9 protein-coding genes are annotated in these 13,857 nt (G+C 71.1%); 4 read left to right on the top strand and 5 right to left on the bottom strand.

Annotated features, from left to right (window positions below):
- Window positions 1-4: 4 nt before the first annotated feature.
- Window positions 5-769, bottom strand: a complete 765-nt coding sequence (locus tag J2847_RS23905) for a metallophosphoesterase (RefSeq protein WP_209781302.1) — start codon at window positions 767-769, stop codon at window positions 5-7.
- A 297-nt stretch (window positions 770-1,066) separates the two neighbouring features.
- Here J2847_RS23905 and J2847_RS23900 point away from each other — a divergent pair, with 297 nt between their 5' ends.
- On the top strand, window positions 1,067-3,145 hold the full coding sequence (locus tag J2847_RS23900) for a methyl-accepting chemotaxis protein (RefSeq protein ID WP_209781301.1): 2,079 nt from the start codon (window positions 1,067-1,069) through the stop codon (window positions 3,143-3,145).
- A 126-nt stretch (window positions 3,146-3,271) separates the two neighbouring features.
- Window positions 3,272-4,534 (top strand): ABC transporter substrate-binding protein, encoded by a 1,263-nt coding sequence (locus tag J2847_RS23895; protein WP_085553857.1) that lies wholly within the window; start codon window positions 3,272-3,274, stop codon window positions 4,532-4,534.
- A gap of 540 nt (window positions 4,535-5,074) precedes the next feature.
- Here J2847_RS23895 and J2847_RS23890 read toward each other — a convergent pair.
- Complete coding sequence (locus J2847_RS23890) at window positions 5,075-5,737, bottom strand: trimeric intracellular cation channel family protein (RefSeq protein ID WP_233474745.1); 663 nt, start codon at window positions 5,735-5,737, stop codon at window positions 5,075-5,077.
- A gap of 57 nt (window positions 5,738-5,794) precedes the next feature.
- The gene (locus J2847_RS23885) at window positions 5,795-6,355 is read right to left on the bottom strand and encodes a hypothetical protein (RefSeq protein WP_209781300.1); all 561 of its coding nucleotides are present in this window, start codon (window positions 6,353-6,355) and stop codon (window positions 5,795-5,797) included.
- Window positions 6,356-6,497: 142 nt separating this feature from the next.
- Here J2847_RS23885 and J2847_RS23880 point away from each other — a divergent pair, with 142 nt between their 5' ends.
- Together J2847_RS23880 and cueR are read left to right on the top strand one after the other, a co-directional pair.
- The gene (locus tag J2847_RS23880; protein WP_209781299.1) at window positions 6,498-8,951 is read left to right on the top strand and encodes a heavy metal translocating P-type ATPase; all 2,454 of its coding nucleotides are present in this window, start codon (window positions 6,498-6,500) and stop codon (window positions 8,949-8,951) included.
- A 2-nt stretch (window positions 8,952-8,953) separates the two neighbouring features.
- Window positions 8,954-9,364 (top strand): Cu(I)-responsive transcriptional regulator, encoded by a 411-nt coding sequence (gene cueR, locus J2847_RS23875; protein ID WP_325169472.1) that lies wholly within the window; start codon window positions 8,954-8,956, stop codon window positions 9,362-9,364.
- Window positions 9,365-9,391: 27 nt separating this feature from the next.
- On the opposite strand, the gene J2847_RS23870 is transcribed toward cueR, so the two are convergent.
- On the bottom strand, window positions 9,392-10,342 hold the full coding sequence (locus tag J2847_RS23870; protein ID WP_209781298.1) for a response regulator transcription factor: 951 nt from the start codon (window positions 10,340-10,342) through the stop codon (window positions 9,392-9,394).
- Window positions 10,343-10,346: 4 nt separating this feature from the next.
- Window positions 10,347-13,772 (bottom strand): hybrid sensor histidine kinase/response regulator, encoded by a 3,426-nt coding sequence (locus tag J2847_RS23865; protein WP_209781297.1) that lies wholly within the window; start codon window positions 13,770-13,772, stop codon window positions 10,347-10,349.
- Window positions 13,773-13,857 lie beyond the last annotated feature (85 nt).

Genomic DNA, 13,857 nt, shown 5'->3' with positions numbered 1-13,857 from the left:
GTCCTCACACCGTGCAGAGGAAGCGCCGGTCCGTTCCCTCCAGCACCAGCGCGGTCAGGCGGTTGGTGGCGTAGGCCCCGGTGTCGATGCCGATGCGGTTGGCGCGCAGCTCCGGTTCCGGCGCGATGGTGTGGCCGTGGACCACCATCTTCCCATGGTTGGTGCGCGAGGACAGGAACTCGTTGCGGATCCACAGCCGGTCCCCGTCATCCTGGCGGTCGAGCGGCACGCCGGGGCGGACGCCGGCATGGACGAAGTGATAGTCGCCGATGGTCAGGTGGCTGCGCAGGCTGGCGAGGAAATTCCGGTGGTGCGGCGGCAGGGCGGCGTTCAGCAGGCGCTGGGCCTCCAGCAGATGCTCCGGCGGAGCGTCCGGCGCAGGGGCCTGCAGGCCGTAGCTGGCCAGCGTGGCGTCGCCGCCGTAGGTCAGCCAGCCCGGCCCGGCCGCGATGTCGCTCAGGAAGGCCAGCATCGTCTCCTCGTGGTTGCCGCGCAGGAAGACGGTGCCGAAGACCGGCGGCAGGCCGCTCGCCAACCGCTCGATCACATGCGCCGACTGCGGCCCACGGTCGATGTAGTCGCCGAGGAAGACGAGGTATTTCATCCGGTCGGGTGCCTGGTCGGCGTCTCGGGCGATCTGGCCCAGCAACTGGTCGAGCAGGTCGAGGCGGCCATGGACGTCCCCCACGGCGTAGACCCGCATGCCCTGCGGCACCGAGGCGGGCGCCGCCTCGGCCTCCGACCACAGCCGTCGCGCGAAACTCAACACCCGTGTTCCTCCGCGTTTGCCGTGTCCCCCTGTGCAGAACTGGGGTTCGGCGCCTGGAGACTCAAGAGGCCATGTGCGGGTCTTGTGGCTGAAGCGCAGCGGAAGTCCGCATCGTGGCAAAGATGTTCCATCCCTGTCTTGGCGTCGCCGTGCGCGGGATGGGCGACCCACCAGGGATTGTCGTTTGTTTTTTGAAACACGACGCAAAGGCTTGATCTGTGATTTACTGCGACTGATTATCGCACAAATATGAAAGTGTCGTTGCAAGCAGCGGGGTGCGGTGTCGTGGCGGGTTGGATGAAGCTTCGGTTGCGGACGAAGATCGTCGTCGGGATGGTGGCGGTGCTGACGGTGGGCGCGACGGCGATCACCGGCGTGTCGCTGTGGTTCTCCCGCGAGGCGGCGCAGGCCTCGGCCATCGCGCTGACCTCCGAGATCGCCGAGCATCAGGCCGCCCGCGTCGCCGCCGACATCGCCGCCGCCGTGGATGGGGCGCGCGGCATCGCCGATCTGGTCGCCGCCGAGCGCAGCCTGGACGGTCCGCGCCGCGCCGTGGTGAACCGCTATCTGGCGCGGCACGCCGCCGGAAACCCGGCCTACGCCGGGGTGTGGGTCGACATGGCCGACAATGGCTTCGACGGCAGGGACGCCGACTTCACGGTCCATGGCGAGGAGATTCTCGGCCTGCCCAGGACCGGGCGCATGAGCCTGCTGTGGCTGCCCTCCGCCAACGGCCCCCGCGCCGACGACAGCGAGGGCGTCGGCTACGCCGAGGTCCAGGAGAAGGAGTATTACAAGGCCGCCGCCACCGCGAGGAAGGCGGTGGTGACCGAACCCTATCTCGACGATCTCACCAAGCAGCTGATGACCAGCGCCGCCATGCCGGTGCTCGAAAACGGTGTTGATGGCGGCAAGGTGATCGGCGTCGCCGGCATCGACCTGTCGCTGGCCGGGCTGACCGACATCGTGCGCTCCGCCAAGCCCTACGGCGACGGGTATGTCGCGGTTCTGTCGGCGTCCGGCCAGTACGTCGCCCACCCCGAGGCGGCGCGCCTGTCGCAGCCGGGCGACGACCTGCCGCCCGCCGCCCGCCGCGCCGCCGCCGAGGGGCGCGTCTACGAGGGCGAGGCGGAGCTCGCCGGGCGCAGCCATTACCTGCGGGTGTCGCCGATCCGTTTCGGGCGCACCGACGCGGTCTGGTCCTTCGTCGTCGCGGTGCCGCAGGCCAGCATCATGGCCGACGCCAACCGGCTGACCCTGCTGTCGGCGCTGGTCGGGCTGGCCTGCGTCGCCGCCGGCACGCTGATCGCGCTGGCCATCGGCGGCGGGCTGGCCCGCCCGCTGGCGGCGATGACCGAGGCGATGAAGCGGCTGGCCGACGGCGATCTGGCGACGCCGATCCCGGCCCTCGACCGCGAGGACGAGGCGGGAACGATGGCGCGGGCGGTCGACGTCTTCAAGGGCGGGCTGATCCGCGCCCGCGATCTCGATCTCGCGCAGAAGGCCGAGTGGCGGGCGCGGGAGGAGCGCGCGGCGGCGCTGGCCGCCCTGCAACGGAACTTCGAGGACAAGGCCGGCGGGCTGTCCGGCGAACTGGCCGCCTCGGCGGTGCAGTTGAAGGCGACCGCCGAGGCGCTGGCCGCCATCGCCGACCGCACCAACGGGCAGGCCGCCTCGGTGGCGTCCACCGCGCAGCAATCGTCGGGCAACGTGCAGACCGTGGCGGCGACGACCGACCAGCTCTCCGCCTCGATCCGCGACATCGGCCGGCAGGTCGATGAATCGGCGCGCATCGCCGGGGCGGCCGTCACCGACGTCGAGCGCACCAACGAGACGGTCGCGGCGCTGGCCGAGGGCGCCCAGCGGATCGGCGACGTGGTGACGCTGATCCAGTCGATCGCGGCGCAGACCAACCTGCTGGCGCTGAACGCCACGATCGAGGCGGCACGGGCGGGCGAGGCCGGCAAGGGATTCGCCGTCGTGGCGCAGGAGGTCAAGAATCTCGCCAACCAGACGGCGAAGGCCACCGAGGACATCGTCGCCCAGGTCGACGAGATCCGCGCGGTGACCGGCCGCACCGTCACCTCGATGCAGGGCATCGGCGAGACCATCGCCCAGGTCAACCGCATCACCGCCACCATCGCCGCCGCCGTCGAGGAGCAGGGGGTGGCGACCGAGGAGATCGTCCGCAACATCCAGCAGGCGGCGCAGGGCTCCTGCGAGGTCAGCGACACCATGGGCGGCATCCGCGGCGCCGCCGCCGAGACGGGGGCCGCGGCCTCCCAGGTGCTGGCGGCGGCGGTCGGTGTCGCCGAGCGCTCGAAGGCGCTGACGGCCGAGGTGGACGGCTTCTTCGCCGCCGTCCACCGGGCCTGACGGAAAGCAGCGCCATTTTGTTGCGCCGAAGCCCGGAACGGTGATTCCGCTTTGACAGAACGGGTCGCTCCGGTGGACTCTTCGGCCCCAGGATCGAACCGTCCCACCAAAGGCAACGTGGCACCCATGACCAACGACCATAAGAACCGTTCCACCGGAGGAATCACGCTCACCCGCCGCCAGCTCGGGCAGGCCGCCGTCGCCGGCGGCGCGCTCGCCGCCTTCGGCCGGGCGCCGGCCTTCGCCCAGAACACGACGCTGAAGGTCGGCGTGCTGCTGCCGCGTTCCGGTCTGCTGGCCCAGGCCGGGCAGGCCTGCCAGCGCGGCGCCGAGATCGCGCCCGCCGTGCTCGCCGAGATGGGCTACAAGGTCGAGGTGATGTCGGCCGACACCGAATCGAACGTCGACGTCGCCCGCTCGCGCACCGAGAAGCTGATCAACGACGGCGCCAACGTCATCGTCGGCGCCTTCGACAGCGGCCAGACCGCCGCCGCCGCCCAGGTCTGCGAGCAGCGCGGCGTGCCGCTGGTGATGAACATCGCCGCCGCCGACCGGCTGACCGAGCAGGGCTTCAAGACCGTCTTCCGCAATTTCCCGACCTCGACGATGCTGGTGTCGAACGGGCTGGCGCTGATGAAGGATCTGTTCGCGGCGACCGGCACGACGCCGAAGTCGGCGGTGTTCCTGCACGCCAACGACACCTTCGGCATGGCGAACAAGCAGGCGCTCGACGCCCTGTTCCCGACGCTGAACATGCCCTTCACGCTGATCGAGTCGATCTCCTACGACCCGAAGGCGCAGGATCTGGCGGTCGAGGTGGCCAAGGCCAAGGCGACCGGCGCCGAACTCGCCATCGTCACCACGCGCGCCAACGACGCCATCATGCTGGTGCGCGAGATGGTCAAGCAGCGCTGGGAGCCCAAGGGCATCGTCTCCCCCGGTTCGCCCGGCCTGTACGACGAGCAGTTCTACAAGGTGCTCGGCAAGTACGCCGACTTCGCCATGACCAACCTGCCCTGGTACGATCCCAAGGCGGCGATGACGAAGAAGGTCGAGGCCGCCTTCAAGAAGCAGTTCCCCAACGACCGCTTCGAGGGCTACGCCTTCAACGTCGCCTTCACCTTCGAGGCGATCCTGATCGCCGCCGACGCCTTCAAGCGCGCCGGCTCGGCCGATCCGGCCAGCCTGCTGGCGGCGCTGCGCGAGACCAACCTGACCGACAAGATGATGGTCGGTCCGGCGATCAAGTTCGACGCGAAGGGCCAGAACACCCAGCTCGTCTCGGCCTGCATCCAGAATCACGGCCAGCGCCCGACGGTGGTGCTGCCGAAGGGCTCGGCCGAGCATGACCCGGTGTTCCCGGCGCCGGGCTGGGGCAAGCGGGCGTAAGGCGCTTTTCCTCTTCCTGTCCCGTTCCGGGAGGCTGGGCGGCCGCCTTCGGCGGAGGCGGCCGCCCGGCCCGCGCGGGGCGGGGAATGGAACGTTTGGAACGTTTGAAACACCGTGGAACGTTTTCCCGGCCCTGTTCCATGTTCCATCGCCTCCCCCGTCGCAGCACGGGGCGTGCGCGCGCTTGGTCGCGCGGTTCGTCCGGCGGGCCGGGATTGGGGTGACGGGGGTGTCGGGGAGCATGACGGGGCTCCGTGGGCGACGGAAGGGGGCTCCATGATAGGGAAAAAGCCATTGGGGCGCGGAGGTTTCGGCAAAATCCCGGCCCACGGCGTCTCTCTCCGCGCCGGTGCGGTCGCCTTTGGACATCATTCCCTGTTCAGGAAGGCTTCTCCAGGAAGGAGCGTCATCCCCGCGACGGCGGGGATGACGGTTCTCCGCGAAAAGGATCCCGTGTTCCGCGGGCGATTGCCCTGACCTCCGCGCGGTGGGAAAGGGAATGGTTCCCGTGCGCGGGGGCTCGTTCGCAGGAGAGGGAGGCTAGCTTCCCGGCGCGCGGGGCGCGCTCCAGCCGCGCAGCACGCTGACCACGCGCAGGCCGAACACCGCCACCGCCCCGGACACCGCCACCGGCACCGGCGGCAGCGCGAGCCACTGGCCGGCGATCACCACCAGGGCGCCGACCAGCGCCGCCATGGCGTAGATCTCCTCGCGGAGCACGCGCGGCACCTCGGCGACCAGCAGGTCGCGCGCCACCCCGCCGCCGCAGGCGGTCATCACGCCGAGCAGCGCCGCCGGCAGCGGGCTCAAGCCGTAGGCCAGCGCCTTGCCGCAGCCGGCCACCGCGAACAGCCCGAGCCCGGCGGCGTCCAGCACCATCACCGGCTTGCCCAGCCGGTTGATCTGCGGGTAGAAGAAGAAGGCCACCAGCCCGGCCGCCAGCGCCGCCCACAGATAGCGGTCGTCGTGCAGCGAGGCCGGCGGCACCGCGCCGATCAGCAGGTCGCGGCACACGCCGCCGGCCAGCGCCGCCGCCAGCGACAGCACCATCACCCCGAAGATGTCGAGCTTCTTGCGGACCGCCAGGGTTCCGCCGCTGAGGCCGAAGACGAAGACGCCGGTCAGATCCATGGCGTAGAGCAGGGTGGTCAGGTCGGCGTGCATGGTCGGGTCGTCGCTGGTCTCGGTCCGTGGGATGCCCAAAGACTGAGCACAGCCGGCGCCCGCCGCCAAGCGAAACCGTGGCCGCCGGCGAACCGCTCAGGCCGGGTCGGGCGCCGACAGCCGGATGCCCATGCGCCGCGATTCCAGCATGAAGGCCCGCGTCATCTGCAACAGGTCGGTGCGCCAATAGAGCTGGGCCAGCGGATCGTCGAGGAAATCCTCGGGCAGCATGGCGTAGCAGTAGGTTTCCACCGTCCGCCGCTCGGGAGCCCAGGGGTCGGTGCCGTCGCGCAAGCCGATCATCCAGCCGGCATGCCCGGCGCCGATCGCCCAGCGCTCGAAATGCGGGGCGATGGTGTTGCTGTCGATGGGGTCGGACACGGGCACCTGATAGATCGCGACGAAGCGGCGGACGTTCAGTTGCAGCCGCATCAGCAGCGAATCGCCGAAGGCGCGGATGCGGTATATGCAGTCGGGCGCGCCGGGGGCGTGGCTGAATTCCACCGCCGCGCGCCGCAACCCGTGCAGCGGCGTGGGCGAGGGGGCGTCGGACAGCGGCGGTGTCTCGTACTCCACGGCGCGCAACTCCTCCACCATGTCCCGTGTCAGGAAGCGGAAGACGCGGGCCTGGGCCTCGTCGATGGTCAGGCGGGTCATGCGGGCGGCTCGGCATCGTGGATGGGGTGGGGGTGGAACGGTTGCCGCGGCGCTTTGTTCAGGCGTCGTTTCCCCCCTTGACCTTCCAATGGCTGGAAGCTCCATATCAGGACATGCCGCACCAGACGGAAGGAGAGCCGGCATGACCACCACGTCCGACGACACCATCGCGAACACCACCGGTCTCGACATCGGCGTGTCCGGCATGACCTGCGCCTCCTGCGTGCGGCGGGTCGAGAAGGCGCTGGGCCGGGTGCCGGGCGTGACGTCCGTCTCGGTGAATCTCGCGACCGAGCGGGCGCGGCTGGCCTTCGCCGGCCCCCCGGACGCCAGGGCCGCCGCCGCCGCCATCGAGGCCGCCGGCTTCCAGGCGGAGCGGCGTGCGTTCGACCTGTCGGTGTCCGGCATGACCTGCGCCTCCTGCGCCGGCCGGGTCGAGAAGGCGCTGGGGCGGGTTCCCGGCGTGGAAACGGCCTCCGTCAATCTGGCGACCGAGCGTGCCCATGTCGTCGCCCTCGCCGGCAGCACCGACGCCGCCGCGCTGGTCGCGGCGGTCGAGCGGGCCGGTTACGACGCCGCCCCGGTCGAGGCCGGTGGCGAGCGGGCGGAGGCCGAGGCGCGCGAGGATCGCGGGCGGCGCGACCGCAACCATGTCCTGATCGCGGCGGCCCTGTCGGCGCCGCTGCTGGCGGGCATGGCCGGCGACCTCGTGGGGCTCGACTGGATGCTGCCCGGCTGGGCGCAGATGGCGCTGGCCAGCGTGGTGCAGTTCTGGCTGGGCGCGCGCTTCTACCGGGCCGGCTGGAACGCCGTGCGGGCGGGCGCCGGGAACATGGATCTGCTGGTGGCGCTCGGCACCTCGGCGGCCTGGGGGCTCAGCGTCTACCTGCTGGCGACCGCCCATCCGGGGCACGCGCCGCATCTCTATTTCGAGGCGTCGGCGGTCCTCATCACCTTCGTGCTGTTCGGCAAATGGCTGGAGGCCCGCGCCAAGGGCCAGACGGCGGCGGCGATCCGCGCCCTGATGGATCTGCGTCCGGCCACCGCCCGGCTGCGCCGCGACGGCGTCGAGACCGAGGTGCCGGTCGAGCGGGTCCGCGTCGGCGACCTCGTCGTCGTCCGCCCCGGCGAGCGCATTCCGGTCGATGGCCGCCTCGTCGAGGGCGCCGGCAGCGTCGATGAATCCATGCTGACCGGCGAGAGCCTGCCGGTCGACAAGGAGCCCGGCGCCCGCGTCACCGGCGGATCGATCGGCGTCGACGGGTTGCTGGTGGTGGAGACCACGGCGGTCGGCACCGAGACGATGCTGGCGCGGATCGTCCGCATGGTGGAGGGGGCGCAGGCGTCGAAGGCGCCGATCCAGCGGCTGGTCGACAAGGTCAGCGCGGTCTTCGTGCCGGTGGTGCTGGCGGTCGCGGCGCTGACGCTGGCCGGCTGGTGGTTCGCCACCGGCGACCTGGAGCACGCCATCGTCACCGCCGTCTCCGTGCTGGTCATCGCCTGCCCCTGCGCGCTCGGGCTGGCGACGCCGACGGCGATCATGGTCGGAACCGGCGCGGCGGCGCGCCACGGCATCCTCATCAAGGACGCCGAGGCGCTGGAGCAGGCGCACGCCCTGACCGCCGTCGCCTTCGACAAGACCGGCACGCTGACCGAAGGCAAGCCGCGCGTCACCGACCTGATCCCGGCGGAGGGCACCGACGCCGCGACCCTGCTGCGCCTCGCCGCCGGCTTGCAGGCGGGCAGCGAGCATCCGCTCGCCCACGCCGTGCGTGACCGCGCCGCGGAAACCGGGCTGACGCCGGAACGGCCGGCCGATTTCCGGGCGCTGGCCGGGCGCGGCGTGTCCGGCCGGGTGGAGGGGCGGGAACTGCTGCTGGGCAACGCGCGCGCGCTCAAGGAGGCCGGTCTGGACGGCGGGGAGCTGGCCGGGCGCGCGGCGACGCTGGAAGGGGACGGGCGCACCCTGTCCTGGCTGATCGAGACCGGAGGGACGGGGGAAGGGAGCGGTGCTGCCCGCCTGCTCGGCCTGATCGCCTTCGGCGACACCGTGAAGGAGACGGCGGTCTCGGCCTTGCGGGCGCTCAAGGACCAGGGGGTCGAGCCGGTGATGGTGACCGGCGACGGCTGGGGTGCCGCCCGCTCGGTCGCCGCCGCGCTGGGGATCGGGCGTGTCTTCGCCGAGGTGCTGCCCGGCGACAAGGCCGCCGTGGTGGCGACGCTGAAGGGCGAGGGCGGGACCGTCGGCATGGTCGGCGACGGCGTGAACGACGCGCCCGCCCTGGCGGCGGCCGATGTCGGCATCGCGATGGCGACCGGCACCGACGTCGCGATGCACAGCGCCGGCGTCACCCTGATGCGCGGCGATCCGGCCCTGGTGGCGGGCGCCATCGACGTGTCGCGGCGGACCTACGCCAAGATCCGCCAGGGGCTGTTCTGGGCCTTCGCCTACAACGTGGTCGGCATCCCGCTGGCGGCGTCCGGGCACCTCAGCCCGGTGCTGGCGGGGGCGGCGATGGCGCTCAGCTCGGTCAGCGTCGTGCTCAACGCGCTGACCCTGCGCGGCTGGGCGCCAAGGACGGGAGGAGAGGGATGAACGTGGACACGGGCGTTGGCATGGGCATGACCATCGGCGACGCGGCCAAGGCGTCGGGGGTCAACGCGAAGCTGATCCGTTATTACGAATCCATCGGCCTGATCCCGGAGGCCGGGCGGACGGCGTCCGGCTACCGGGTCTACGGCCCGAGCGAGGTGAACGTCCTGCGCTTCGTCAAGCGCGCCCGCACGCTGGGCTTCGGGATCGAGCGCATCCAGCGGCTGGTCGGGTTGTGGCAGGACCGCTCGCGTTGCAGTTCCGAGGTCAAGCGGGTGGCTCTGGAGCACATCGACGAGCTTGAGGCGAAGATCGCCGAGCTGGCGGCGATGCGCGACACGCTGCGCGAACTGGCCGACGCCTGCCATGGCGACGAGCGGCCGGAATGCCCGATCCTGCGCGATCTGGCGGGGTGACGGGGGGAGGGGAGCGCCGGCCTTCCCTCACCCCCGCGCGGCGAGGGTGCGGATCGCCAGGGCGGTCGCCGAGGCGCGGTTCTCGACGCCCAGCTTGGCGAAGACCTGCTCCAGGTGCTTGTTGACCGTGCGCGGGCTGATCCCCAGGATCTCGCCGATGTCGCGGTTGGGCTTGCCGTTGGCGATCCACAGCAGGACCTCGGCCTCGCGCGCGGTCAGGCCGAGCGCGTCGCGCAGGATCGCCTCCTGCCGGCCGGCGGCGGGCTCGCTCAGGCGGTAGAGGAACTCGTCCGGGTTGGCCGGGCTGAGGTAGGAGAAATCCAGCCGCCGGGTCGATCCGCCGTCCGGGATCTCCAGCGAGAACACCTCGCCGACCCCGGTGGCGGCCACCGCCGGGGTCTGGCGCAGCCGGATCAGCCCCTCGGCCAGCGCGGCCGCCAGGGCGGGGCTCCGGCCGGGGATTTGGCCATCGGTCCCCGGCAGCAGGCCGGCCAGCAGCCGCTCGGCCTGCGGGGTGCACCACAGGAGCTTGCCCGCGCCGTCGGTGGCCAGCAGGAAGCGGCCGGTGGCGTCCAGCGCCGCGCGGGCGGCGTGGGACACCCGCGCGTTGTTCAGGTGGACGCGGATGCGGGCGATCAGCTCGTCCACCACGATCGGCTTGGTGACGTAATCGACGCCGCCTGCCTCCAGCCCCTTGACCACATGCCCGGTGTCGCTGAGCCCGGTCATGAAGACGACCGGCAGGTGCGACAGGTGGGGGACCTGCTTCAGCCGCCGGCAGGTCTCGAAACCGTCCAGCCCCGGCATCACCGCGTCCATCAGGATCAGGTCGGGGGTGATCTGGCCCAGCAGCTCCAGCGCGCTCTCGCCGTCGACGGCGACCAGCACGGTCAGGTCGGCCTGCTCGATGGCCTCCGTCAGGAATCCCAGCGTCTCGGGCGTGTCGTCCACCACCAGGATCATGTCGCGGCGTTTCATCGTGTCAGGTCCCATCGCTCGCGTCGGCGGTGCTGGCCGCCTCGTCCAGCGCCCTCATGTAGCCCTTCAGGTCGAAGGCGCGCACCAGCGCGCGCAGCCGCTCGACGAAGGGGAGGGCGCTTGCGTCCTCCGCCTCGATCTCGCGCAGCTTGGCTTCGATCCCGCGAATGTAACCGATACGGCCCAGTTGGCGCAGGTCGTCGATGTGCCGCAACGCCGATTTCGACGGGCCGGAGGGCACCGGAGCGGCGGCCGGCGGGGCCGTGGTCGGGGGCGCGGATGGGGCCGCGGCCTTGTCCGGCAAGGGGTCGGCGGCGTGGATCCATTCCAGCCCGGTCAGCTCCTGCACGCGGTCGAGCAGGGCGTGGATCTCGATCGGCTTGGCGACGAAGGCGTCGTGCGGAGCGCGGCCGTCGCCGGGGCCCTGCGACTCGTAGGCGTTGGCCGAGACCATGATGATGCGGATGCGGTCCCCGAACAGCCGCCGCAGCCCCTCGGCGACGTCCCAGCCGCTCTCGCCGGGCATCGAGATGTCGAGCATGGCGATGTCCGGCTTGCACTGCGCCGCCGTCGCCAGACAGCTGCCGGCGTCGGACGCGGTAAACAGCACGAAACCCAGCGGGCGCAGGATGTCGGTCATCAGCGCCAGATGGTCGCGGTCGTCGTCGGCCAGCAGGACGGTGATCGGCGGACCGGCGTAGCCGCTGACGGCGCGGCGCTCGGCGATCTCGCCCGGCCTGTGCATCGCCTCCGACAGCAGCAGCCGCACGGTGAAGGCGCTCCCCTCGCCCAGCCGGCTGCGCAGCGCGATGTCGCCGCCCATGATGCGGGTCAGCAGCCGGGTGATGGTCAGACCCAGCCCGGTGCCGGCCACCGTCCGCACGGCGGCGCCGTGGCCGCGCTCGAACGGCTCGAAGACGCGGTCGAGATCCTCCGGCCGGATGCCGATGCCGGTGTCGGCGATCTCGAACTCGGCGATCTGGCTGCGGTAGCGCACGGACAGGGTGACGTGGCCGCGCTCGGTGTATTTCACCGCGTTGGACAGCAGGTTGATCAGGATCTGCCGCAGGATCTTGCTGTCGGTGTGGACGTAGGCCGGCAGGTGCGCCACGCGGGCGTAGCGGAACTCCAGCCCCTTGGCGGCGGCCTGGATGCGGAACATGTCGGCGAGCTGGTCGAGAAACTCGATCAGGTTGATCTTCTCGCGGCTGAGCCGGCGCAGGCCCGATTCGATCTTGGAGATGTCGAGCAGCCCGTCGATCAGGTTCGACAGATGCTCGGCGCTGCGGCGGATGACGCGGACGGCGTCCTGCGGGCGCTCGGTGGCGTTGCGCTCCATGAGCTGGGCGTAGCCGGAGATGGCGTTCAGCGGCGCGCGGATCTCGTGGCTGACGCCGATGATGTAGCGGCTCTTGGCGGCGTTGGCGGCCTCGGCGACCTCCTTGGCCTTCTGGAGGGCGGCGTCGGTGCGCTCGTGGGCGGCGATCTCGTCCATCAGCATGGCGGTCTGGCGGCCGGTCTCCTCCTCGGCCTTGCGGCGGCTCTCGTGCGCCAGCACCAGCAGCCAGGCGGCGACGCCGGACAGGATGAACAGGCAGACGAAGACCGCGAACAGGGCGGTGTGGATGGCGGCGCGCTGGGCCTCCTCGGCGTTGGCGTACTGGAAGTCGATGACCAGCAGCACGCCGCCCAGCACCAGCGTGAAGAGCGCCATCACCCCGATGAAATGGCCGGTGCGGGTGTGCACCCCGGCGCCCATCCGGCCGGGCAGGACGCCCTTGAGGAAGCGGGCGATCTGGTCGGCGAAGCGGCTGTCGGTCTTGCACAGGTCGTGGCAGCGCGCCTCCAGCGTGCAGCAGAGCGAGCAGATCGGCGCGTCGTAGGCCGGGCAGTGGGCCATGTCGGGCCGCTCGAACAGGTTCTCGCAGATGCAGCAGCGGATTTCGGCCTTGCCCTCCGGCAATCCGGCGGGGGGGCGGGCGAGGTAATAGCGCCCCCCGGTCCGCCAGGCGATCAGCGGGGCGGCGATGAAGGCGACGGCCAGGCCGATGAAGGGGGCCAACGCCTGAGCCACCGGCCCGAGGACGCCGAAGAAGGCGGTGGTGGAGCACAGCACCGACAACCCCATGGCGCCGACCCCGACCGGGTTGATGTCGTAGAGGTGGGCGCGCTTGAACTCGATGTGGGGCGGGCTGAATCCCAGCCGCTTGTTGATCGCGAGGTCGGCGGCGACGGCGCCGAGCCAGCCGACCGCGACGTTGGCGTAGAGGCCGAGGATGCTTTCGATGACGCCGAGGATGCCGATCTCCATCAGCAGCAGCGCCAGCAGCACGTTGAACACCAGCCAGACGACGCGGCCGGGATGGCTGCGGGTCAGGCGGGAGAAGAAGTTCGACCAGGCGATGGAGCCGGCGTAGGCGTTGGTGACGTTGATCTTGATCTGGCAGACGACGACGAACAGCCCGGTCAGCGCGAGCGCCACGCCGGGCGAGCCGAAGACGTCGAGGAAGGCCAGATGATACATCTGCGTCGGCTGCGCCGCCTCCTCCGCCGACAGCCCGTGCCGCACGGCGAGGAAGGCCAGCAGGGAACCCGCGACCAGCTTCAGGCCGCCGATCAGCACCCAGCCGGGACCGCCGGCCAGCATCGCCGTCCACCAGCGCAGCCGGCCGATCTTCGCCTGCGGCGGCAGGAAGCGCAGATAATCGACCTGCTCGCCGATCTGCGGCAGCAGCGACAGCAGAACCGACGCCGCCATGCCGAAGGGCAGCAGCGCCAGCCCGCCGTCGGGCGCCCCCAGGGTGCCGGGCATCGCCATCCACTCCGCCACCGTCGAACGGTCGAGCAGGGCGATGTAGGCCAGCGGCACGCATTGCAGGGCGATCCAGACCGGCTGCGTCGCCACCTGCATCCGGCTGATGAAGCGGATGCCGTAGACCGCGATGGGGATCACCGCCAGCGAGCTGATGACGTGGGCGACCGAGGCCGGGATCCCCAGCACCATCTGCAAGCCGGCCGACATGATGCTGGCCTCGATGGAGAAGAGGATGAAGGTGAAGGAGGCGTAGACCAGCGAGGTGATGGTCGAGCCGAGATAGCCGAAGCCGGCGCCCCGCGCCAGCAGGTCGATGTCGACCCCGGCGCGGGCGGCGTGGCGGGTGATCGGCAGCCCGACCAGGAAGGTCAGCACGCCGACCGCCAGGATCGCGGCCATGGCGTTGGCGAAGCCGTAGGTCAGCGTCACCGCCGCGCCGATGGCCTCGCAGGCGAGGAAGGAGATGGCGCCGAGGGCCGTGTTGGCGACCCGCGAGGCGGTCCAGTGGCGCGCGCGTTCGGCGGTGTAGCGCAGCGCGTAGTCTTCAAGCGTCTGGTCGGCGGCGAGCTGGTTGTATTGCCGGCGTTCACGAACGATTCTCTGCCTTGCGCTCATGCCCGCCCGTTCCACCCGTCCCCGGCCATTCGCCGCCGCACCGCATGGTCGGGAGTTTGCCTGTCGTTGGCAAGCCGCAACCGCG

The organism is Azospirillum agricola, assembly GCF_017876095.1.
Lineage (GTDB): Bacteria > Pseudomonadota > Alphaproteobacteria > Azospirillales > Azospirillaceae > Azospirillum > Azospirillum agricola.
The sequence above is the reverse complement of the archived record's forward strand: the minus strand, read 5'-3'. Positions and strand labels throughout refer to the sequence as shown.